A 20,139-nucleotide genomic window follows, 5' to 3' on the forward strand; every position below is an offset into this window, starting at 1 on the left:
TTATTCTATGAAGGGCGCAAAGCTAGGTTGGGCAGAGGCACGCTATGATGTCCCTTTGTTAGTCCCTAATGACCGTCTCACTGCTTTTGTCATTAAAACCGATGATGCTGATCATTCTGTTTCACTGGCAAAGCTTGGGGATTTTGATGCAGAACACCAGAGATACGTCTCGAGCCACCTTTACGTGACCGGTCCACGCTTTTCTTCTGTCAATGCTAGGAGCTGGACCGCCCATCAAGATGAGGCTTTAGCCTTTCGAGTGCTGGCGGCACGCTATACACAAACAGAAAAAACCATTGATCTTGGCACTTTTGACCTTGTTGACTGCTCTGATTTGCAAATACGCGCAGCCATTGAATTGCCTTCAAGCGATTGTTCTGTCATCTTTGAAATTGAAAGAAACAATGGCACGGTTTATCAACTTCTTCCCTTTCAATTGCTAAGCCTTACTGAATATATCAGTGAAAAAGTAAAACTTCGTGCCATTCTTAAAGGAACAGAGAAACTCTCACCTGTTTTGTTTGCTCCTGTTCAATTGATTGCGGGGAAGATTCATAAATCAGCCACTTATGTCACCCGTGCTTTTACCTTTGGGGAAAAGGCAAGGTTGACCAGCTATATCAAAACCTTTTTACCAGGCGGTGCAACTTTTTCACTGGAGATGCAACTGGATGATGGTGCTTTCACCCCTTTGAAACTCGACGAAACAGAACAACTTGCCGAGCCGCTTTGGACAGAGCGCAAATTTATCAGTAGTGATAAAGGCGCCAAACAAGCGCGCCTCAAACTCACCCTTACCGGTGGACCAGCAGCGCGGTCCATGGTGAGTGATTTTGGTGCCGGTATATTGTGATGGGAGAACAGAGATGACCAAAACCAAAAAACTCGACATGGAATTGCCTAAAGAAGGTCGCTTTATCAGTTCTGAATTCCCAATCTTGCGGGAAAACTTGACCAAAATTGATCAAGCTCTTTTGGCTGTTGAGGAAAAGATAAACGAAAAAGCACCTTTACAACACACGCATACCATAAGCGAAATCACAAATTTAGAAAGCGCTCTCAATGGCAAAATGGCAGCGGATAAAACCTTCACTTTTGCCGATTTAAGAGATATCGAAGGCGCAAAAGATGCCGCAAATAATTATGTTCTCTATAAATCAAGCAACAATAACTTCACCTTTGGGAGTGCTATCTCTCTGTTAGGCGCGCATCAACATAAAACAGAAGATATCGTGGGTCTTGACGATTTTAGAGCCAAGATCAACGAAGATCTCACAGCCTATGGGCGTCTCAAACAAGCCAATGAATGGAAAAATTACAATAAATTTACCAGCAAAGTCACTATGAGTGGTGACTTAGAACTGTTGGGTAATTCGTCGTTTAATCTCATCTATAATGGCAAAGTGGTTACCAATTTAAACACAAACGGAAGCTTGCTTAAAGGACCTTTAAAAGTCGATGGTGATCTTGTTTATACAAAAGCAGAAATAGATATTCTCAAGCAGGAAATTAAAAACATCAAAAAAGATTTGATTAATAAACTCATTATTGCCGATGCTGAATTGCTGTATACGCAAGATGGGAAAATTGAATGGCCAGATTGGGTAACAGACCAAACTAGGTTAGAAATCCAAGCATGGGGTGGCGGTGGTAGTGGTGGCGGAGCGGATACGCCAAGATTAGGAGGAGGTGGCGGCGGTGGCGGTTGTTCAGTCTGGTATGGCTATAAAGCCAGTTTAAATGGTCATGAAGATATCACAATTGGTAAGGGTGGAACTTCTGTTGCATCACTTCGTGCAACAGGTAATTCTGGAGGAACAACGACCGTTGGCAAAAATTTTATTACGGCGACAGGAGGACATGGTGGTGGGGGTGCTTATTATAATACATCAAGGGGAAATACTTATTACTATTCAGGCATTGGTGGTGCTGGGGGCATTGGGGGAAATTTTGGTTTAGCAACAGACGCACATCTAGGAATTGCCAAAGGCGGAAATGGTTATGCTGGAACGAGTGGAATTACGAGTGAAACAAGCGGCAATGGCGGTGATGCTGGAGGTGATACATCAAGGGGTGGCTCTGGAGGAGTCGGCAAAGGTCACTATAGTTCAGGAAAAGCAGGGCGTGGTTTTGGCGGCGGCGGGGCTGGTGCTCACTCTGATTCTTATCCAAGTGGTGCTGGAGCTGATGGCGCTGTCCTTATAAGGTTATGGAAAGATTAATTACATAACCAAAGATAGCACAAGTCAAATGGATAGCTGTTGTATAAGCTGGCTTGTATGATTTTAAGCCCTTTAAAGAGCTTTTTGACTGACAGTGTCAGTCTTATGAGAGAGTGAGATGATTGTTATGGTCTCTTCATTAATTTGGAGAGCAAAATGACAATAGAATTTAAACTTCGTATTCACTTTATTAAGAATGGCAAGGGATCTAAGTTTTTAGCAATATTTGATCAGACAGCCGTTGGTATGTTTGTAAAATCCTTGATGTTAACGTGCAAATTTATCCCCTCCATGCACCTATTCTTCTCTTTACGCATGAGGTGGAGAAACAGGATAGTGTTCTGTTTCATAAGCTTCAATTAACAAAACAAGAGTTTTCATTCTATCAAATTCTGGAGTATTAACTTCTGGCTGCTTATCAAACATTGCAGACACAATTTCTAAAGCTTCTTGGTACTCCCTCTCAGCACGAATTGGTTTGATATTCATTTCTTAAATTCTTGTAGTTCCACAGTGTTGGCATCAATCATATTAAATTGTAACATTTTTGTTGACAATTGTCACTTAATACATTACATCTTACTTAAAATAAAGTTGTTGAGTTTGCTATGATCAAAACATTTAAAAATAAAGACCTCCAATCTCTCTGGGAAACAGGAAAAAGTAAGATTGATAGCAGGCTTCAACAGCGTATTATTCGCCGTCTTGATGCCCTTGACGCTGCTTCTCAAGTTAGTGATATCAATGTACCAGGTTATAATTTTCATATGCTTAAAGGCTTTACTCCAACTCGCTACACAATTCATATCAATGGTCCTTGGTGTATCACTTTTGAATTTAAAGACAGACACGTTTACCATGTTGATCTAGAGCAATACCACTGAAGGTTTTAAGATTTGTAAAGGAAACTATCCATGACCACACGTAATCCTAATCGTTGTCCTTCTCATCCAGGAGAAATTTTAGCTGAATCCTTAGAACATTTAAATGCAAGCAAAACCGAAATTGCTAGGATTCTTCAAATATCACGCCAGCACTTGCACGGTATCCTTAAAGGAGAACGTCCAGTCACAGCCGTAACAGCAGCTCGCATTGGTAAATTGTTAGGAAATGGACCAGCCCTTTGGCTACAGCTTCAAGCCAATTATGATACATGGCATGCCTTGAGGGACATTGATGTCTCTTCTATTCCAACATTAACAGCTAATAAAGTGGATATACAAATGGAACAGAGCCATTAACCACCTCCCCGCCTCAAAGACGAGGAGATAAAATCATGTTTTTAAAGTTAAGCAGCTTTCTTAACAGAATTTTTCAAACTCGGATCGTAAGCTTTCAACAAAGGCTCCATAATAGAAGGAGGTTTTAAAGATCCAAAATTTGTAATCATTGCCAGAACTCTGAGTGCGTTTGGTGATTCATCTTGAAGTTTTAAAATCAAAGCTTTTTCTATTGCATCCATGGTCTCAATGAGAGCATTAAAAGCCTTATCTTCGACATCATCACGATCAGAAAATTGAAACAAAGCCATCCATAAATCACATAAAAAGTCGATACTGGTGTTCATTGTACACCTCCATGGATTTGTTCTCTCAAACAAGCTAATCCTCTAGATGTGATTTTCGTTGAAGGCAGCACCTTTTCTGTACCATCCGGTCTTTGAATGGTAATAGCGGGACAATCCATAAATCCTTTCTTGATCTTGTCCTGATAAGGTAACAGAGGCGCCCCTGGAGCACGTCGATACACCCAGTCATGTTTACGCAAGTAATCAGTTAAATCCTTTGGTCGTACCTCTAACATCTTTGCTGCTTCAATAAGACCGAACAAACCATCAGAGCGTTTTAAGCCATCCAAAGCTTTTGCTTTTGGTGCTAATTCTGCAATAACATGATTTTTTTGCTCTATTTGGCTTTGTAAGTGATTCAAAACACCAAGCAATGCTTCGGGTTTGGAGTAGTCAACTTGTGGTGTCACTACTTGTTTCAAGAGCCGTTCGCATTTGATAAAGTATAAACGAGCCTCTCTACCTTTCTTATTATTCTCAAGCATAGAGAGCTCTTTGGCTACATTTAGTGTAAGGTAATATTCTTTTAATACTACATTTTGACGTTCGCCAGTTTTGGCGAGCGTTAAAATATAATCTATTCCTTCTTCTAAATTGTATTTGATAATACGGTCCTTAATCCAATTGGAAAAGTCTCGTTTTGCTTCTAAGAATGCGTGCAATTCACGTGCATTTACTGTTTGAACAATTTCCTGTCCAACAGTTTGTTCCGATATCGGAATAAGAGTGTTCATTATGAACTCCTATTGGTTAGATGTTTTTCATCGACATTCCAGAAAAATGCCGGGCGCTGAAAAACACGGCCAATAGTCCGTCGTTATGCTTTTCCCAAAAGGGTATTTTATGGCATAACCACACCCGACAAAGCCATTATATGCGCGTAACATACAACGAGTCAAAGCCTTTAATGTGCGGAGAAGAGATTGTGTCGGCAATCCATCCGCTATTGGTTTAAGGTGTTCTTCAGGCACCTGATTCGATTATTCATATTGTCGCCACATTGTCAAGTGGCTTCTAATAATTTTTTGATATTTTTGCTAATTTCATCTCTGAGTGCCGGGTGCTCAAAAACACGGCGATAAGTCCGTCGTTATGCTTTCCCCCAAAGGGTATTGTATAGCGTAACCACACCCGACAAGCTATTTATATGCTATACGCATATAATGAGTCAAAGCTTTTAATCTGCGGAAAAAAGACTGTTTCGGCAATCCACCCGCTTATCGTCAAGGTGTTTTTGAGGCACCTGATTCGAAAATACACATTACAGAAATAATGTCAAGCTATTTTCGATAATTTTTTATCATTATGCCAGTCTAACAAATACAGCAATCACCCCCTCATTTTTTCCCATTCATTTCATTCACCCCTCATTTAAAGGAGCATAAAGTATGGCAACAGGTTTTTTACACGGTGTTGAAGTCGTTGAAGTTGACGACGGCACCCGCCCCCTTCGCGCGGTTCAGTCTGCCGTTATCGGGATTGTTGGCACAGCACCCGATGCCGATGAACAAGCATTCCCTCTCAACACACCGGTTTTGGTAGCAGGCTCTCTTTCACAAGCTGCAAAACTCGATAAAACGGGTAAGCGTCAAGGTACCTTACCCAATGCCCTTGATCTTATTTTTAAACAAGTAGGAGCAATTGTCGTTGTCGTACGCGTGAACGAGGGTGATAACGAAAATGCAACACTCACCAATATTCTGGGTGGTGTGAATGCAAATGGCGCTTATGAAGGCGTCCATGCTTTGATTGGAGCGCAATCCATTGTGGGACAAACACCACGCATTCTCATCGCTCCAGGCTTTACACATCAACGCCCTTCCAGTGTGAATATTGAAGAGAATGGAACTGGTGCAACTGCCAACCCCGTCGCAGCAGAACTCATTGGCATTGCAGAGCGTCTGCGTGCTATTGTGGTGCTTGATGCACCAAACAGCACAGATGAAGCAGCACTTAGCACAGCAAAGGATTTTGATTCAAAGCGCGCCATCATAGTTGACCCATTTGTAAAGGTAAATCGTGATGGAAAGATCATAGAACAGCCAGCAAGTGCAGCAGTTGCTGGTGTCATTGCCAAAACTGATTTTACACACGGTTTTTGGCATTCTCCTTCCAACAAAGTGATCAATGGCATTGTTGGTATTACGCGCCCCATTGATTTTTCCATTGGTGATAGATCAAGCCGTGCCAACCTTCTCAATGAACAAAACATCACAACAATTATCCGCGAAAATGGTTATCGCCTCTGGGGTAATCGCACACTCTCAAGTGATACAAAATTTGCTTTCTTATCCGTAGTACGCACCGCAGATATGATCAATGATGCCATTTTGCGCGGACATCTATGGGCTGTCGACCGCAATATCAAAAAGACCTACATGAATGATGTCAGTGAAAGCGTCAATGCCTATTTGCGTGATTTGAAAGCACAAGGCGCCATTCTTGGTGGGCGTTGTACGCCTGATCTAGAGTTGAATACAGCAAGCGCCATTGAAGGCGGCAGAGTCTATTTCAATGTCGAATTCACACCAACAACACCAGCAGAACACATCACATTCCGTTCACGCATTGTAAATGATTACTTAGAGGAGATTTTTTAATGGCTATCCCCGTTTTACCAAGAGTTTTGAAATATTTTAACATTTTTGTCGACGGCATTCCCTATCAAGCAAAATGTGAAAGCGTAACATTACCGAATTTGAACTTGGTTGTTGAAAGCTATCGTGGCGGAGGCATGGATAGCTCTATTGAAGTTGACCTTGGTCTTGAAACCCTCACACTTAGCATGACCATTTCTGATTGCTCTCCAGAATTGATGGCACTGTTGGGGCGCACAGATATCGATATCTCATTACGAAGTTCAATGCAAGCGCAAGGCACACCAGCAGAAGGTGTTGTCATTACCATGAGAGGACTATGCAAAGGCTTTGAAATGGCAGAATGGCAACCGGGCAGCAAAGCAACATCCACAACTACCTTCACATTGCAGTATTTCAAATATGTCCAGAAGGACGTTGAAATCGTTGAGATAGATGTCCTCAACTTGGTGAGAAAATTCAATGGCGTCAATCAACTCGCAGACCATAGAGAAAATATAGGATTATAAAATGACAGTCCAAACAAGCATTACACATAAATTATTGATACCTGTTACTTTTGAAGGAAAAGAGCACACCACAATTACCTTACAGCGCCCCAAAACAAAAGATGTGCAAGCAATCGACAAAAAAGAAGGCATAGAGCAAACAATCGCTATGATTGCACGCCTTTCTGGATGGGCACATGAAGCGGTTGGAGAACTCGATATTAATGACTTGTCGAGCATTGGAGAGATTTTGGAGTCTTTTATCAAGCGGCGGGATACCTCGACTGGGAAACCGCCGCTAAACTCATAGCCGATATTACCATTGTGTTCCATTGGTCCCTTTCAAAGATGATGGAAATGGAACCGCAAGAACTCATATTCTGGCGAAATCAAGCAGCAGAAAGGTATAAGACAAAATGAGTGAAAAAGTTGCTGATGCAAAGGTGAAGCTATCTCTTGAAGACAAACTCACCGCACCTCTCAAACATCTTCAAAAAAAATTCGATACATTGTCAAAAACACTCTCACATAGTTTGGGTATTCCGCGCTTTTCTGCTGCTGTCAAAAACATGACAAAAAGCCTTCATGGCGTTCAAAGTGCTCTTGGAGTGGCGGCAAGCCGTGCTTCGGTCTTTACTGGTGTCTTGGGGCTTGCTGGTGGTGGTCTTGTGGCAAGTGTAGCCGCCCTCACCATGAAAACCATGCATCTGGGCGATAGTCTTTATCACGCATCACACCATTTAAATATGAGTGTTGCATCACTTCAATTATGGGGTGATGCAGCCGATAATTCAGGCACTTCTGCCGAACTTTTTCAACAATCCTTAGCGGTTTTAAATAGGCGTTCAGCACAAGCATATGCCGGACAAAAAAGAGGCATGATGGGCTTTGAAGCACTTGGCATTTCTGTCAAAAACACTTCTGGAAAACTCAAATCCACTTCTGTCTTGTTAGAAGAAATTACCGACAAGATGAGTAAGATGAAAAGCCAAGCACAAAGACAGCATATTGCCGCTCTGCTGTTTGGGGGCGATGGTAAAGAAATGGCGACCATGCTTGCACAAGGCATGGCACCCATTAAAGAGCTGTTTGCAAAGGCGCGAAAAGGAAAATGGCTCATAGGTGCCGATGTTGCACGCTATGCAGCAGATTTAAGTGACAAGCTTGGTGCTTTTAAGAAAAAAATAGGCGGTATCGCGAGCTTTATTGGCGCGCGTTTCATGCCCGTGATTAATGATATGATTGACGGTTTTTCAAAATTGATTGATGAAAACCGTGACCTCATCCAAACAACCGTTGCGAGCTGGGCAAAAACCTTAAAAAAAGTCCTTAATGATTTGCTTAATCCTACCTCTGATTTAAGAAAAGGCATCAGTGATCTCACAGAGAGGATTAAAGGCTGGTTCCAATGGCTAGAACCTCTGATTGGTGAAATAACCCTCTTTAAGGTAGGACTTGTGGCACTTGGTTCGTTCATTTTTGGTCCACTCATTGCCGCATTAGCCGCAGCGGGAGCAGCGTTTGTCACCCTTGGCTATACTATAATGACGACGCCCATAGGATGGCTCATTGGGGGTATCGCGGTACTTGCCGCACTCTATAAATATTGGGATGAACTCAATGGCTGGGTAGCTGCATCTTTAGCCGCGGTTGGAGCAGTTCTTACCGGAGCATTCATTGCGGCAATAGCACCAGCTGCTTCCGCAATTGCTGGTCTTGCTGTAACTCTTATAGCTTCACTTATTCCAGCAATAACTGCCGTTAGTTCTGCTTTTATATCGCTTGGTATCGCAATCATGACCACTCCTATCGGCTGGATAATTGGCGGCATTGCAGCTCTTGTTGCTGCTGGATATCTGCTCTACAAACATTGGGACACAGTCATAAGCTTTATAAGCAAGCTATGGGATTCTTTTTACAGCTTATGTAGTAATGTTTTCAATAACCTCTTGACGTTCTTTAAAAACTTTTCACCACTTTCTTGGATTTCGAAAAAAATCAATGAACTCATTGAATGGCTGTTTGGTGTCGATTTAATGGAAGTAGGCTCCAATCTTATTAATGGACTTTGGGACGGCATCAAAAGCAAATGGAATGCTCTGTCTGATTGGCTCAGCGGCATGATGAGTAAATTAACCAGTTGGATGCCTAATTGGATGAAAGAAAAGCTAGGCTTTAATGTTTCAATCAACAAAACTTCAACCCAGACTTTAAAAACCTTTACCGATGAAACTAATGCACGTGCAAAAAAAATGGTTGATACAGTAGTGGTTACAAATACCCCACCTGAAAAACGCAAGAGTGGTTTTAATACAAGTATCGTTGAAACAGGACAAATGCAGGCAACAAATAAAGTAGGTGCTTTTAAAGCTCCAAAGCCAATTACGGTTCATAAGCCCGTTGAAGTAGACGCCCGTGTAACCATTACAAATCTCAATATTTCAGTACCAAATGGTCTCAAGGACGAAATCAGAGACGCTGTCAATCAAGCACTTGAACGCTATGCAAAACAGCAACGTTTAGCCATAGCCTCTAGCCTTTCGGATTAAATACCATGATGTTAGCTTTGGGTGGTTTTATTTTTTCCATTGAAACAGCAGCTTACCAAACACTTGATATGTCTTATGGTGTTCCATGGGTGGAGCAAGGGCGATTGGGGAGAAAGGCTGCTCTTCAATTGCCTGCTGTTGCAAATGCGGAATTTTCTTTAGCAGGCGTGATTTATCCAGATTTCAAAGGTGGTCACAGACAGCTCGAATATTTACGGCAAATAGCGCATATGGGACCTCACATTCTTGTGACCGGTCAAGGCAAAATCTTAGGTAAGTTTGTCATTCTTTCTGTAGAGGAAAAACAAAGCGTTTTTCATTATAATGGCACCCCAAAAAAACAAGAATTTACAATAAAGTTGAGAGAATATGGTGGAGACCTATGAGTGACCTTTATATGACCAAAGATGGCGATATGGTGGATGCCATTTGCTGGAGATATTATGCCAAAGGTCAACAAGCCCTTGCTGTTGAACGCGTTTATGCAGCAAATTTTGGTCTTGCAGACTATGGACCCATTTTAAAAGCAGGCATCACAATCGTTTTGCCAACCCTCCCCTATCCTAAAGCCACACCGGTAATCAGAATTTGGGGCAGTCAATCATGAAACCTTTTTGCATGGTTCTGGCAAATGGAGAAGACATCACCAAAACTCTTATGGATTATGTTTTGTCGATTGAAATTACCGATGAAGCAGAAAACAAAAGTGATCGTATCACTATAGAGCTTGATGACCGTGCGCGTGACAGTGATAACGGCTTTCTTGATATTCCTCTTATCGGAACAATCATTTCTGTCACACTTGGCTATGAAGGCGGGAAAAACCGCGATATGGGATCCTATCTGATAGACGAAATCTCTGTAAGCAGCCCACCACAAAGCTTAAGCGTGACAGGGCGCGCCGCATCAATGAACACGTCTTACAGAACCCCCAAAAGCCAATCCTATCACCAGCAAACCCTTGGCAGTATTGTTCAAGAGATAGCAGAGCGTAATGGCTATACACCAAAGGTTGATCCTTCTCTTGCAAAAATCGTTGTGCGTCATATTGATCAAACATCGGAAAGTGATATGGCTTTTGCTGCACGCCTCGCAGGGGAATATGATGCGGTAGCAAAGCCCGTTGATGGCAAACTTGTGCTCGCCAAACGGGGTGAAGGCAAAGCCATCACCGGTGAAACACTCCCCATAGTTGTTATCCATGAAAAACATTGCACCTCTTGGGATTTTAAATACAGTGCGCGTGATGAAGCAGGTGCAGCCAATGGCTTAGAAACAGATGTGGGAGACGACCAAAAAGCCGCTGCTGATGCACGAGAACCAGAAGAGATTGATGATGATGAAAACTTTATCCATATGGATAACAGTGACAGAGCATCATCATCTGAATCAGAAAAAGCAGAAAAAGAATCGGAAAAGCAAGAAGAAGACAAAGAGAAAAAAGGCGGTGTTCTCGCAACCTATCATGATTTACGCAGTGGTGAAAAAAAAGAAGTCAAAGTTGGTAATCCGCCGTTTCATGAACTCAAATACACCTACCATAACCAATCAGAGGCTGTTGCGGCCATTGCTGCTTATCGCAATAAATCATCACGCGGTAAGTCTTCTTTCTCATGTGATATCGGTGGTGATCCGTTTGTGCAAGCAGAAGCAAAGCTTGTTCAAGAGCCCCCTTTCCGCCCCTATATTCCAGCAGAATGGCGTATCAAAAGTGTTAAGCACAAACTTGATAAAACGGGTGGTTACACCACAAAAATAGAATGCGAACTTTTTGATGAAGCCCAAGAAGACACAGCTGGAAACGTTGCAAACACAACACCAGACAAGGATGATACCCTTGATCCAAACGCCCCACCAAACGCATGCGACGAAGGCGAAGGCGTCATCCATATGGACGAAGAGGATACATGATAGGTTATAAACCAGATGTAGAGCCCCTCATTTAAAAGATTGCTTAAATACCTCCCTTCCCCATCTTTAAAGGTGGGGAGTGAACACTAAAGTTACACGTGTGGAACTGGTCGTTCAAGAGGCTGTACAGCTAAACGAAACCCCATGGTACGCAGTAAAGCATTCAAGCTGCGGAACTCTGGATTACCTTTCTCTGAAAGTGTACGGTAAAGTTGTGTTGGGTTCAAGTTGGCTGCTTTAGCTACAGCTTGAACACCACCATAAGCTTTGGCCATTTGGCGTAGAGTTACAAGCAGTTCACCCTGATCACCATCTGCTAGGATTGCATCAAGGGTAGCCGCTGCCAACTCAGGATCATCACGGAATATTTCTGCCATTGCATCATCATGGTTACGGTCTTTCATTTTTGCACTCCTTTAATCTTCACGGTTTTGCCAATCACGCCAGCAAGCACATGCACGAGTGATATCAGTCTCTTGTGTTTTTTTGCTGCCACCGCATAATAGCAACAATACGGTCTTTCCAGATTGGACATAATAAACTCGGTAGCCAGGACCAACATTAATACGCAATTCATGGACACCCTCACGAAGCGGCTTGAAATCGCCAAAGTTCCCCTGCTCTAAACGATTAAGGCGGCGAATAATTGCAGTTTTAGCCTGCATGTCACGGAGCTTTCGCAGCCAATCAGCTATCAAGTCTTTGCCATCAGAAGTAAGGTAGTGACGTATTTCAAACATGATGTTATATTCGTTTATAAACGAATGTTTGTCAAGAGAGAAATTAAAAGTTGAGAAAAAATCTTCTTTTGTTCCAATGAAAAAGCGACATGAAGCTTAACCAAGCTATCTTTCCGAATGAGAAAGATGTCAATTTTTTTAATCCAGCTCTGCTTTTTGCGGAGCTTTTTTTATGGAGAAGCATATGCGAAAAATATCATCAGAAGGACTTGCACTTATCAAACAATGGGAAGGTTTGCGTTTAAACGCCTATAAAGATGCCATTGGGGTGTGGACAATAGGTTATGGACATACAAACAGTGCTGGAAAACCTTTTATTTACGAAGGCATGACCATCACGGAAAAGCAAGCAGAAGAACTTCTTTGCCAAGACTTAAGACAATTTGAAAATGTCGTTGAACGCGCTGTTACAGTTTCATTAACGGATGAACAATTTGCGGCGTTAGTGTCGTTTTGCTATAATGTAGGAACAACAGCCTTTTGTAACTCGACACTGTTAAAAAAACTCAATCAAGGTAAATATGAAGCTGTCCCTGCAGAGCTACAGAAATGGACCAAAGCAGGCGGTAAGCGTCTTGAAGGTCTCGCACACCGGCGTGCGGCAGAAACAGGCTTATAGGCAAAAGGGGCTTATGTTTCCTCCAATTATCAAACAGTAGAAACGCAAGCACCAACGGGGGTTTTCAAAGCAGAAGCACTTGCACCGATTATTGGCTCTTTTTCTGGGCTTGGTGGTTTGTTAGCAGGCAATGGACCAATCCAATGGGCTTTGGCCACCATTATGGTTTTAGCCGCATGTGCTGGTATTTTCTTTGTTGCTAAACGCTTTCAGGAGCACCGCCTATGATCTTATGGATGAAAAGAAATCTGATGCTAACAGGCGCGGCTTTAGCTGCTTTTTTTATGATTTTAGCAAGAGCTTTTATTCTTGGGAAAAAAGCAGAGCAACAAAAGCAAACAGAAAAAGCTTTAAAAGCAGCCACAACCCGTCTTGAGGTAGAAAATGAAATTAATCAAAAAAGTGATGCTGATGTGCGTACTGCTCTCTCTGATTGGTTGCGCGACAAATAAATATACTTCTTCTTGTATTGGTTGGTTGCCAATTTATTTAAGCCGGCAAGATCTGAACGCCATCAGTTCAAACTTTAGCAAGAGAGATTTTAAAGCACAATAATCTAGGTGAACGCGTGTGTGGGTGGAAACATGGCTAGAAAAAAAACACAAGACGATACAGAACTTACAGAAGCAGAAAAAGAAATCCTTCAAGAAATCATCATGACCTACAAAAGTATAAAAGTGATGTCTCGTTATACAAAATGGATTGTACTCATTATACTCTTATTAGCGCTTGATTTTTCACGTATTATGGATGCGTTTGTAAGTATTTTTACACAAAAACCAAATATCCGGCTCTAAACATACTTTGAGACGCGCGAAATTCTTTAGAAAATGGATTCTTAATTTTGCTCGTCTCATGGAGGTGATAGACAATATCTTCGCCCATTTAAAACAGTGGATTTCAAAGAATTAATCTTTGAATTAATTGTTTCATGAATTTAAAGCTTCTAATAAACTATATTTGATATGAAGAGCTTCGAAATTTTAATCCTTTAAGGATGAAGAGGAAGTCAAATCTTTGTAAAACGACACAATTGATTGTCTTTTATAGATTAGAGTGGATAATGAAAACAAATTTAAGTGGCCGCGTAAGAAATACATCTTTACCAGAAAATCATGCTCTACTGCCTCTTTTTGAAGCAGTTGTAAATTCTATTCATTCCATTGAAGAAATAGGAAATGATTTTTCCTCACGCTACATTATAGTTTCAGTCATAAGATCGAAGCAAGCTTCACTACCACTTGAAAAAGATACTGAAAAACGAAACAAAACACAAATTATAGGTTTTAAAGTAATCGATAATGGTACAGGCTTTAATGATCATAATTTTCAATCATTTGAAACTTTAGACTCAGATCATAAAATAAAAAAAGGTTGCCATGGTATAGGACGACTTTTATGGCTTAAAGCTTTTGATAATATAAAAATCCGGAGTATTTATGAAACAGATAGAGGATTAAAAGGGCGTGAATTCTTATTCGACGCTGTTCAAGGTATAAAAGCATTACACGAATTTCAAGATAATTGTATAAAGAGAGAAACTGTTGTTGAGTTAACAGGTTTACAACAAAAATATAAAAATCATATTCCTAAAAAATTACAATCTATCGCAAAAGCACTCTTAGAACATTGTCTCTGGTATTTTGCAAGAACCGGTAGTTGTCCCTCTATAACTATTGAAGATGACTCAGAAAAGATATTATTGAATGATCTATATGAACAATGCATGCATGGAGCCATTTTTAATGAAAAAATAATAATAGAAAAGTATAACTTTTCTATTATGCATATTAAATTTAGGTCCTTACCTTTAGAAAACCAGGCTTTATATTTTTGTGCAGCCAACAGAGTTATCACAAAAGAGGGATTATCTCATAACGTTCCTGGTATTCATGCAAAACTGCAAGATGATATAGGTGAATTTATCTACTCTTGCTACGTAAGCTCTCCTTTTTTGGATGAAAGAGTACGTGCTGAAAGAATAGGCTTTGATATTCAAGAAAATACTGAAGGGTTACTAGAGAAGATAGAGATATCATTTGATAAAATACGGAAAGCTGTAGTCCCTAGTATTCAAAAATACTTAGATAAAGAATTAAAGCAAAACATTCAAAACAGTAAGAAAATAATTGAAAAATTCGTAGCTGAAAAAGCACCACGTTACCGTACAGTTCTAAAACATTTAACTGAAAATGACTACATAGCTTCTCCCTCAAGCTCTGACCAAAGCTTAGAGCTTCTCCTTCATAAACATCTTACTAAATTAGAAGAAAAGGCTTTAAAAGAAGGTCATGATATTTTGCAAGCTGAACAAAACGCAAATTATGAAGAATACTTAAATAAAGTTAGCGCATATGTAGAAACTGTAAATGATCTTAATCGCTCTGATCTAATAGGTTACTTATGCCACAGAAAAGTTATCTTAGATCTTCTAGAAAAGGCTTTAAAGAAAAGCGATAAAGGCTACGCTAAAGAAAATGTTATTCACAAACTCATAATGCCAATGAAGTGTGATTCCAATGACATTTCTATGGATAATTGTAATTTATGGTTAATAGATGAAAAGTTAGTTTTTCATGATTATTTAGCTTCTGACATCTCATTGAAAGAAATGCCTATTACAGGTTCTACAGAAGATAAAAGACCTGATATATGTGCCTTAAATGTATATGACAACCCTATATACGACAATCCTATTTTAATATCAGACGAACAGCCTATGCAATTGGCATCTCTTTTTATAATAGAAATTAAACGCCCAATGAGAGATGATGCACAATCAGGAGATAAAACAGATCCTATTAAACAAGTGTTTGATTATCTAGATAAAATTAGAATAGGTAAAGTAAAAACATTCGATGGTCGTCCTATAAAAGACTCTCTTGATATACCTGGTTATTGTTATATTATCTGTGATTTAACTGATAGTATAAGGAAATGTTGCAAAAACTCGAATTTAAGAATAACAGGTGATAACATGGGGTATTTTGGATATAACGAAAATTATAAAGCTTATATAGAAGTGATTTCATTTGACAAGCTTGTAGATAATGCCAAGAAAAGACATCGGTTATTTTTCGATAAGATGAATTTGCCAATAAAATGATTTATCCCCTCCCCGCTTTTAAAGCGGGGAAAAAGAGATTATATCGTAATCTATCCGCTAATCGTTTAAGTGTTTCTTAGATACCTGACTCGACAATAGACATATTATCAAGCCTCTCCTGATATAAATGCAGCCCACTGTTCCAAGAGAACACGCCGTTGCTCTAAAAAGTCTGTTCGCATATAAGCCTTTGTCACTGAACTCCCAACTGAATGGGCAAGAACAGTTTCGGCAATCTCAAACGGTGTTGACGTTGTCTCTGCTATCCAGTCCCGTAAGCTTGAACGAAAACCATGGGGACGATAAGTCAAACCACAAACTGTCATATACTTTGCCATGGTGACATCAGAAATGGGGTTGCCTCTAAGACCAGAAAAGAGAAAACCATTCTTTTCAAAGGGGAGAGTTTTTTCAATACCTCTCAAAGCTTCATCACTTAGTGGCACACGAAAGTCTGAAACTTTTCCTACAATGCCCTTCATATTTTCTTTGGGTATCGTCCATATATTTTTGTCAATTTGTTCAAGGCGCAAATAGCGCAATGGATATGACCGTACTCCCGTCAAAATGAGTAACTTCAGTGCTAAATTTGAAAGGATATCATCCTTTAAGTTTTGATAAAAAGCCGGAACCTCTTGCCATGGCATAGCAGGAATATTTGTTGATGTCGTACGTGGTTTTCCTAAAAGCGCGCGTGCCTTCATACAAGCCTGTAGATCAACATCTAAACCAAGAGCCGCAGCATATTTCAAGCAAATATTGATACGGTTAAGCGCTTTTCGCGCTGTGTCTGCTTTTTCATGCCAAAGGGGTGCGAGAACATTGCGAATGATATTGGCTGTTAATTTTTCTATAGGTAATTTGCCTATGTGTGGAATCACGTGCAACTCTAGAGGAGAAAACCAGCGGCCGTTTTTACCTTCATTTTTCAACTCTGCTTTTTTGCTTTCAAAAGCCGCTTTTGCAATTTCTTGGAAGATATTGCTTTGCTGTATTAAAATAGTCTGTTCTCGAAAGACGATAGGATCATTGCCTTCTTTAAGAATATCACTATAATATCTTGCAAGCTCACGCGCTTCTTTTAAAGAGAGTTTTGTAACAGGACCAAGTCCCATTTCACGGCGCTTATTGTGGTGCGTATAGCGAAAAAACCAAGAGCGTGTATTGTCTTTTCGAACATTCAACCATAGCCCTGCCCCATCACAATATTTTCCTTGTGGAGAGGACTTTACAAGTAATGCTGATAACCGATGAATCGCCCTCACTTAACGTCCCCTCTCGTCCACCTTTTCAAGCATTGCTCGTCCACCTTTTTTGGTCCACCTTTTAGACCACCTTTAATTTCTGATTTGAGATTTTTCCTTTAATGCTTACTTTTTTTATTGAATCATAAAAAGCTATAGACATCAATACGCCCTTACACATCTTTATATACTTTGAATCTTGTTGCTAAAGCCTGATTCGCTCTCTGGGAGGCACCATTTTTTATTTTACACATGTTTGTAAATGAATCGGCTTTTAAAACCTTGTCTGTTAAAGTTTATGCTTTCTGCTTCTGCATAATTTAGCATTTTTAAGTTCTATTCTTGAAAAACTATGTAATACCTTAACAAATTATCTATTGATCTAAGTGTATTGCTCAATAATTTTTTCTTCCATTCAAATTAACTTTTTGCTTATCCCACAGAAAAAGCATTATAAATATACCTAATTTCCAGTCATATCTAGAAGAAATTTTAAACTATCGATGCAAATCTTACATAAAATTTTATTCAAATAGTGCAAATCAGCCATTCCCTCCAAGGTACTCTTTAGACGCACTAAATATCTGAATATTTTTATTTAAAAAATTAAAATCTTTTAAAGAGCTTTCTTATTGAATTGTACTTAATTTAAACTCAATAAAAACTTTCCTTGAATATATATGTCATTCTTACAAATTTATCTCTCATAAACTGTTAGAGTAATAACATTTTCTTTTCGCCAATATGAACGATCTAAATAAAATAAATATCTGGAAAGGTAAAATAATTCAAAAATACACGACCGGAATTTAATATAATTTATCAAACATTTTCAACTAAACATTTCTTATTATTACGAAAACGATTGTTAGAACTTTTAAAAAATATTGCTTTATAAAAAACTTTTAAACAGGAAAAAAATGATAAATATCATAATTACCTTTCATTTTTTCAGAAAAAACTACCATGTTTAGAAATGAAACTCTTAGATAACACACTCAAAGAATTAACTTATGAAAAATTATTTTAATTGAAACTTAAATAGTTTTACAAAGAACGCTTTAAAATGCGTATTAAAATGATTGACCTTTTACAAGAAATTTGTCAAAAAGCATATCTAGTTTGGAGGGGTGGCCGAGCGGTTTAAGGCACCGGTCTTGAAAACCGGCGTGCAGGAGACTGTACCGTGGGTTCGAATCCCACCCCCTCCGCCACAGCATTTTTATCGTTTGTAGCTTGCCAGCGGGTTTTGTATATTTTGACACTAGGTTTTGTACCAATTTATTTTTTCTCAAAGAGTTTTAAAGATGTTCTCAAAGGGTCTTCAAATGCCTTTCAAAGGGTATTTAAAGCTCTCTTTAACGCATTTTTCTGCTCCTATTTTTCCAGATCACTAAAGCATGTGTAGCTTGCCAGCGGGTTTTGTATATTTTGCCACTAGGTTTTGTACCAATTTATTTTTTTTAAAGAGTTTTAAAGATGTTCTCAAAGGATCTTCAAATGCCTTTCAAAGGGTATTTAAAGCTCTCTTTAACGCATTTTTCTGCTCCTATTTTTCCAAATCACTAAAGCATGTAAAGTCGGGTTGAAAGGCAAGGGGAACGATTCCTGTCGGACCATGGCGTTGTTTTGCTATAATAACCTCGGCTTTACCCTTGGCTTGCTCCATTGCCTCTTGCCATTTGTTATACTCAGCGGTGCCTTCTTTGGGTTCTTCATTTTTGAGATAGTATTCTTCACGATAAACGAACAGAACAATGTCGGCATCTTGCTCGATTGAACCAGATTCACGTAAATCAGAGAGTTGCGGACGTTTATCGGTTCGGTTTTCAACTTGGCGCGAAAGTTGTGACAGAGCAATGATGGGAATATTGAGTTCTTTTGCAAGTGCTTTTAATCCGGTGGTAATGGCTGTAATTTCTTGAACGCGGTTTTCTAATGAACGCTTTGAACCGCTTGTCATGAGTTGGATATAATCGATAATCAAGACATCTAGACCATGTTGTCGTTTAAGACGCCTTGCACGGGCGGACAATTGTGCAAAGGATACACCACCCGTTTGATCAATATAAAGAGGGATTGTTTGTAAGGAACGCATTGCGTAAATGATGTTGGTAAATTGCTCTTCTGAGATATTACCACGACGCATATCAGAAGAAGAAACCTTTATTTGTTCTGAGATAATACGAGTTGCAAGCTGTTCTGTTGACATCTCAAGTGAGAAGAAACCAACAATACCCCCTTCATTTTCTTGTGTTTTGTTATCACGCTTACAAGCATTGGCAATATTAAAAGCAATATTGGTCGCCAGTGAGGTTTTCCCCATTCCAGGGCGTCCAGCTATGATAATTAAGTCAGATGCTTGTAATCCTCCCATTTTCTCATCAAGGGTTTTGATATGGGTAGCTATCCCAGAAAGCTGTGAGGAACGCTTTTTTGCAGCGCTTGCCATGTTAAGTGCTTTTGCAATGGCTGTATCAAAGTTTTCAAACCCACCTCCATATTTTCCTTTTTCGGCGAGCTCAAATAACTGATTTTCAATTGTTTCAATTTGTTGGGTAGGCGTGAGCTCTACAGGCGCATCAAAAGCTGTATTGGCAACTTCATTGCCAAGATTAATCAAAGACCGGCGGATAAAAAGATCATAAATAACGCGTCCATAATCTTCAGTGTTAATAATAGTGACTGCCTCTGTGGCTAAGCGAACAACATACTGGTATACAGTAATATCTCCAATTTTTTCTTCCATTTGGATATAGGGCTTGATTGTAATGGGGTTTGCAAGATGACCCTTTTGAATAATTTGTAAGACAATCTCAAAGATCTTTTGGTGTAGCGTTTCAAAAAAATGTTCTGCTTTGAGAAAGTCTGAAACGCGATCGAGTGCATTATTATTAATCAAGATTGCTCCAAGTAATGCCTGCTCCGCTTCAATATTATGGGGAAGTTGACGAAAAGAAGAAGCAAAATTATCTCTTGGATTTTCTGTTTTTAGCATGTTCAGTGTTCTCATTACTTTCTTTTCCCTTGTCTGGTGCCTCAAAGGTGATTTCTGTGGTGTATCCGCTTTGCTTCTCATAGCAGTGGGTGACGGTC

General features: G+C 39.8%; 22 protein-coding genes, 1 tRNA gene and 3 pseudogenes. 17 read left to right on the plus strand and 9 right to left on the minus strand.

Going from position 1 to position 20,139, the window contains the following annotated elements:
* Positions 1-853 (plus strand): annotated as a pseudogene (locus ACFILD_RS07685) (DUF4815 domain-containing protein); the annotation flags it as partial.
* Between the two features lie 13 nt (positions 854-866).
* Positions 867-2,222, plus strand: coding sequence for a Bgr_08870 family protein (locus tag ACFILD_RS07690; protein WP_375664985.1), 1,356 nt, complete (start codon positions 867-869; stop codon positions 2,220-2,222).
* A 309-nt stretch (positions 2,223-2,531) separates the two neighbouring features.
* Here ACFILD_RS07690 and ACFILD_RS07695 read toward each other — a convergent pair whose 3' ends face one another.
* Positions 2,532-2,711, minus strand: coding sequence for a hypothetical protein (locus ACFILD_RS07695; RefSeq protein ID WP_375621862.1), 180 nt, complete (start codon positions 2,709-2,711; stop codon positions 2,532-2,534).
* 119 nt (positions 2,712-2,830) lie between these two features.
* On the opposite strand from ACFILD_RS07695, the gene ACFILD_RS07700 reads away from it, so the two are divergent.
* Both ACFILD_RS07700 and ACFILD_RS07705 read left to right on the plus strand, forming a co-directional pair.
* Positions 2,831-3,106, plus strand: coding sequence for a type II toxin-antitoxin system RelE/ParE family toxin (locus ACFILD_RS07700; RefSeq protein WP_273791641.1), 276 nt, complete (start codon positions 2,831-2,833; stop codon positions 3,104-3,106).
* Positions 3,107-3,136: 30 nt separating this feature from the next.
* Positions 3,137-3,463, plus strand: coding sequence for a HigA family addiction module antitoxin (locus tag ACFILD_RS07705; RefSeq protein ID WP_273791640.1), 327 nt, complete (start codon positions 3,137-3,139; stop codon positions 3,461-3,463).
* A gap of 47 nt (positions 3,464-3,510) precedes the next feature.
* Here the strand turns inward: ACFILD_RS07705 and ACFILD_RS07710 are convergent, their stop codons facing one another.
* The 3 genes from ACFILD_RS07710 to ACFILD_RS07720 are packed head-to-tail and all read right to left on the minus strand — an operon-like array spanning position 3,511 to position 4,760.
* Complete coding sequence (locus tag ACFILD_RS07710; RefSeq protein WP_375632901.1) at positions 3,511-3,789, minus strand: hypothetical protein; 279 nt, start codon at positions 3,787-3,789, stop codon at positions 3,511-3,513.
* Complete coding sequence (locus ACFILD_RS07715) at positions 3,786-4,523, minus strand: antA/AntB antirepressor family protein (protein WP_375664987.1); 738 nt, start codon at positions 4,521-4,523, stop codon at positions 3,786-3,788. The genes ACFILD_RS07710 and ACFILD_RS07715 overlap by 4 nt, the downstream gene beginning before the upstream one ends.
* A 27-nt stretch (positions 4,524-4,550) precedes the next feature.
* Entirely contained in the window at positions 4,551-4,760 is a 210-nt protein-coding gene (locus ACFILD_RS07720; protein ID WP_375662766.1) for a hypothetical protein, read from the minus strand.
* A gap of 417 nt (positions 4,761-5,177) precedes the next feature.
* Between ACFILD_RS07720 and ACFILD_RS07725 the strand changes: the two genes are divergently transcribed.
* Genes ACFILD_RS07725 through ACFILD_RS07760 form a run of 8 tightly spaced genes read left to right on the plus strand, consistent with a single transcriptional unit; the run spans position 5,178 to position 11,334 of the window.
* Positions 5,178-6,389 (plus strand): phage tail sheath subtilisin-like domain-containing protein, encoded by a 1,212-nt coding sequence (locus tag ACFILD_RS07725; protein WP_375664989.1) that lies wholly within the window; start codon positions 5,178-5,180, stop codon positions 6,387-6,389.
* Positions 6,389-6,895, plus strand: a complete 507-nt coding sequence (locus ACFILD_RS07730; RefSeq protein WP_375631999.1) for a phage major tail tube protein — start codon at positions 6,389-6,391, stop codon at positions 6,893-6,895. The genes ACFILD_RS07725 and ACFILD_RS07730 overlap by 1 nt, the downstream gene beginning before the upstream one ends.
* 1 nt (position 6,896) lies before the next feature.
* Positions 6,897-7,184, plus strand: a complete 288-nt coding sequence (locus ACFILD_RS07735; protein ID WP_375631916.1) for a phage tail assembly protein — start codon at positions 6,897-6,899, stop codon at positions 7,182-7,184.
* A gap of 47 nt (positions 7,185-7,231) precedes the next feature.
* On the plus strand, positions 7,232-7,294 hold the full coding sequence (locus ACFILD_RS07740; RefSeq protein WP_245256443.1) for a hypothetical protein: 63 nt from the start codon (positions 7,232-7,234) through the stop codon (positions 7,292-7,294).
* Positions 7,291-9,423, plus strand: a complete 2,133-nt coding sequence (locus tag ACFILD_RS07745) for a phage tail protein (protein WP_375664991.1) — start codon at positions 7,291-7,293, stop codon at positions 9,421-9,423. Before ACFILD_RS07740 ends, ACFILD_RS07745 begins: the two co-directional genes overlap by 4 nt.
* A 5-nt stretch (positions 9,424-9,428) precedes the next feature.
* A complete protein-coding gene (locus ACFILD_RS07750) occupies positions 9,429-9,809 on the plus strand; it encodes a phage tail protein (RefSeq protein ID WP_375664993.1) in 381 nt (126 codons plus the stop codon).
* Positions 9,806-10,030 (plus strand): tail protein X, encoded by a 225-nt coding sequence (locus ACFILD_RS07755; RefSeq protein WP_375657809.1) that lies wholly within the window; start codon positions 9,806-9,808, stop codon positions 10,028-10,030. The genes ACFILD_RS07750 and ACFILD_RS07755 overlap by 4 nt, the downstream gene beginning before the upstream one ends.
* Positions 10,027-11,334, plus strand: a complete 1,308-nt coding sequence (locus ACFILD_RS07760) for a phage late control D family protein (protein ID WP_375664995.1) — start codon at positions 10,027-10,029, stop codon at positions 11,332-11,334. Before ACFILD_RS07755 ends, ACFILD_RS07760 begins: the two co-directional genes overlap by 4 nt.
* A gap of 92 nt (positions 11,335-11,426) precedes the next feature.
* On the opposite strand, the gene ACFILD_RS07765 is transcribed toward ACFILD_RS07760, so the two are convergent.
* Both ACFILD_RS07765 and ACFILD_RS07770 read right to left on the minus strand, forming a co-directional pair.
* Complete coding sequence (locus ACFILD_RS07765) at positions 11,427-11,738, minus strand: DNA-binding protein (RefSeq protein ID WP_208439803.1); 312 nt, start codon at positions 11,736-11,738, stop codon at positions 11,427-11,429.
* Positions 11,739-11,750: 12 nt separating this feature from the next.
* A complete protein-coding gene (locus ACFILD_RS07770) occupies positions 11,751-12,074 on the minus strand; it encodes a type II toxin-antitoxin system RelE/ParE family toxin (RefSeq protein ID WP_015857128.1) in 324 nt (107 codons plus the stop codon).
* A 184-nt stretch (positions 12,075-12,258) separates the two neighbouring features.
* Between ACFILD_RS07770 and ACFILD_RS07775 the strand changes: the two are divergent.
* The 4 genes and pseudogenes from ACFILD_RS07775 to ACFILD_RS07790 all read left to right on the plus strand — a co-directional run bounded on the left by ACFILD_RS07775 (position 12,259) and on the right by ACFILD_RS07790 (position 15,799).
* Positions 12,259-12,921, plus strand: a pseudogene (locus tag ACFILD_RS07775) (lysozyme).
* The gene (locus ACFILD_RS07780) at positions 12,918-13,145 is read left to right on the plus strand and encodes a hypothetical protein (protein ID WP_375631806.1); all 228 of its coding nucleotides are present in this window, start codon (positions 12,918-12,920) and stop codon (positions 13,143-13,145) included. The pseudogene ACFILD_RS07775 and the gene ACFILD_RS07780 overlap by 4 nt, the downstream one beginning before the upstream one ends.
* Positions 13,146-13,277: 132 nt before the next feature.
* Positions 13,278-13,490, plus strand: a complete 213-nt coding sequence (locus ACFILD_RS07785; protein ID WP_375631807.1) for a hypothetical protein — start codon at positions 13,278-13,280, stop codon at positions 13,488-13,490.
* A 266-nt stretch (positions 13,491-13,756) separates the two neighbouring features.
* On the plus strand, positions 13,757-15,799 hold the full coding sequence (locus ACFILD_RS07790) for a hypothetical protein (protein WP_375664997.1): 2,043 nt from the start codon (positions 13,757-13,759) through the stop codon (positions 15,797-15,799).
* 107 nt (positions 15,800-15,906) lie between these two features.
* Here the strand turns inward: ACFILD_RS07790 and ACFILD_RS07795 are convergent, their stop codons facing one another.
* Positions 15,907-17,064, minus strand: a complete 1,158-nt coding sequence (locus tag ACFILD_RS07795; RefSeq protein ID WP_375664999.1) for a tyrosine-type recombinase/integrase — start codon at positions 17,062-17,064, stop codon at positions 15,907-15,909.
* A gap of 1,103 nt (positions 17,065-18,167) precedes the next feature.
* On the opposite strand from ACFILD_RS07795, the gene ACFILD_RS07800 reads away from it, so the two are divergent.
* A tRNA-Ser gene (locus tag ACFILD_RS07800) sits at positions 18,168-18,257 on the plus strand.
* Between the two features lie 335 nt (positions 18,258-18,592).
* On the opposite strand, the gene ACFILD_RS07805 is transcribed toward ACFILD_RS07800, so the two are convergent.
* The gene (locus ACFILD_RS07805; protein ID WP_375665001.1) at positions 18,593-20,056 is read right to left on the minus strand and encodes a replicative DNA helicase; all 1,464 of its coding nucleotides are present in this window, start codon (positions 20,054-20,056) and stop codon (positions 18,593-18,595) included.
* Positions 20,013-20,139: pseudogene (locus tag ACFILD_RS07810) on the minus strand (late control protein); the annotation flags it as partial. The pseudogene ACFILD_RS07810 and the gene ACFILD_RS07805, both read right to left, overlap by 44 nt.

The sequence above is a fragment of the Bartonella sp. CL162QHHD genome, from assembly GCF_042195435.1.
GTDB lineage: Bacteria > Pseudomonadota > Alphaproteobacteria > Rhizobiales > Rhizobiaceae > Bartonella.

Excerpts from the sequence above, each read along its gene's own strand:
- ACFILD_RS07690 (WP_375664985.1), top strand. The coding sequence starts at position 867 with ATGACCAAAACCAAAAAACTCGACATGGAATTGCCTAAAGAAGGTCGC.
- ACFILD_RS07695 (WP_375621862.1), bottom strand. The coding sequence starts at position 2,711 with ATGAATATCAAACCAATTCGTGCTGAGAGGGAGTACCAAGAAGCTTTA.
- ACFILD_RS07700 (WP_273791641.1), top strand. The coding sequence starts at position 2,831 with ATGATCAAAACATTTAAAAATAAAGACCTCCAATCTCTCTGGGAAACA.
- ACFILD_RS07705 (WP_273791640.1), top strand. The coding sequence starts at position 3,137 with ATGACCACACGTAATCCTAATCGTTGTCCTTCTCATCCAGGAGAAATT.
- ACFILD_RS07710 (WP_375632901.1), bottom strand. The coding sequence starts at position 3,789 with ATGAACACCAGTATCGACTTTTTATGTGATTTATGGATGGCTTTGTTT.
- ACFILD_RS07715 (WP_375664987.1), bottom strand. The coding sequence starts at position 4,523 with ATGAACACTCTTATTCCGATATCGGAACAAACTGTTGGACAGGAAATT.
- ACFILD_RS07725 (WP_375664989.1), top strand. The coding sequence starts at position 5,178 with ATGGCAACAGGTTTTTTACACGGTGTTGAAGTCGTTGAAGTTGACGAC.
- ACFILD_RS07730 (WP_375631999.1), top strand. The coding sequence starts at position 6,389 with ATGGCTATCCCCGTTTTACCAAGAGTTTTGAAATATTTTAACATTTTT.
- ACFILD_RS07735 (WP_375631916.1), top strand. The coding sequence starts at position 6,897 with ATGACAGTCCAAACAAGCATTACACATAAATTATTGATACCTGTTACT.
- ACFILD_RS07745 (WP_375664991.1), top strand. The coding sequence starts at position 7,291 with ATGAGTGAAAAAGTTGCTGATGCAAAGGTGAAGCTATCTCTTGAAGAC.
- ACFILD_RS07750 (WP_375664993.1), top strand. The coding sequence starts at position 9,429 with ATGATGTTAGCTTTGGGTGGTTTTATTTTTTCCATTGAAACAGCAGCT.
- ACFILD_RS07755 (WP_375657809.1), top strand. The coding sequence starts at position 9,806 with ATGAGTGACCTTTATATGACCAAAGATGGCGATATGGTGGATGCCATT.
- ACFILD_RS07760 (WP_375664995.1), top strand. The coding sequence starts at position 10,027 with ATGAAACCTTTTTGCATGGTTCTGGCAAATGGAGAAGACATCACCAAA.
- ACFILD_RS07765 (WP_208439803.1), bottom strand. The coding sequence starts at position 11,738 with ATGAAAGACCGTAACCATGATGATGCAATGGCAGAAATATTCCGTGAT.
- ACFILD_RS07770 (WP_015857128.1), bottom strand. The coding sequence starts at position 12,074 with ATGTTTGAAATACGTCACTACCTTACTTCTGATGGCAAAGACTTGATA.
- ACFILD_RS07780 (WP_375631806.1), top strand. The coding sequence starts at position 12,918 with ATGATCTTATGGATGAAAAGAAATCTGATGCTAACAGGCGCGGCTTTA.
- ACFILD_RS07785 (WP_375631807.1), top strand. The coding sequence starts at position 13,278 with ATGGCTAGAAAAAAAACACAAGACGATACAGAACTTACAGAAGCAGAA.
- ACFILD_RS07790 (WP_375664997.1), top strand. The coding sequence starts at position 13,757 with ATGAAAACAAATTTAAGTGGCCGCGTAAGAAATACATCTTTACCAGAA.
- ACFILD_RS07805 (WP_375665001.1), bottom strand. The coding sequence starts at position 20,056 with ATGAGAACACTGAACATGCTAAAAACAGAAAATCCAAGAGATAATTTT.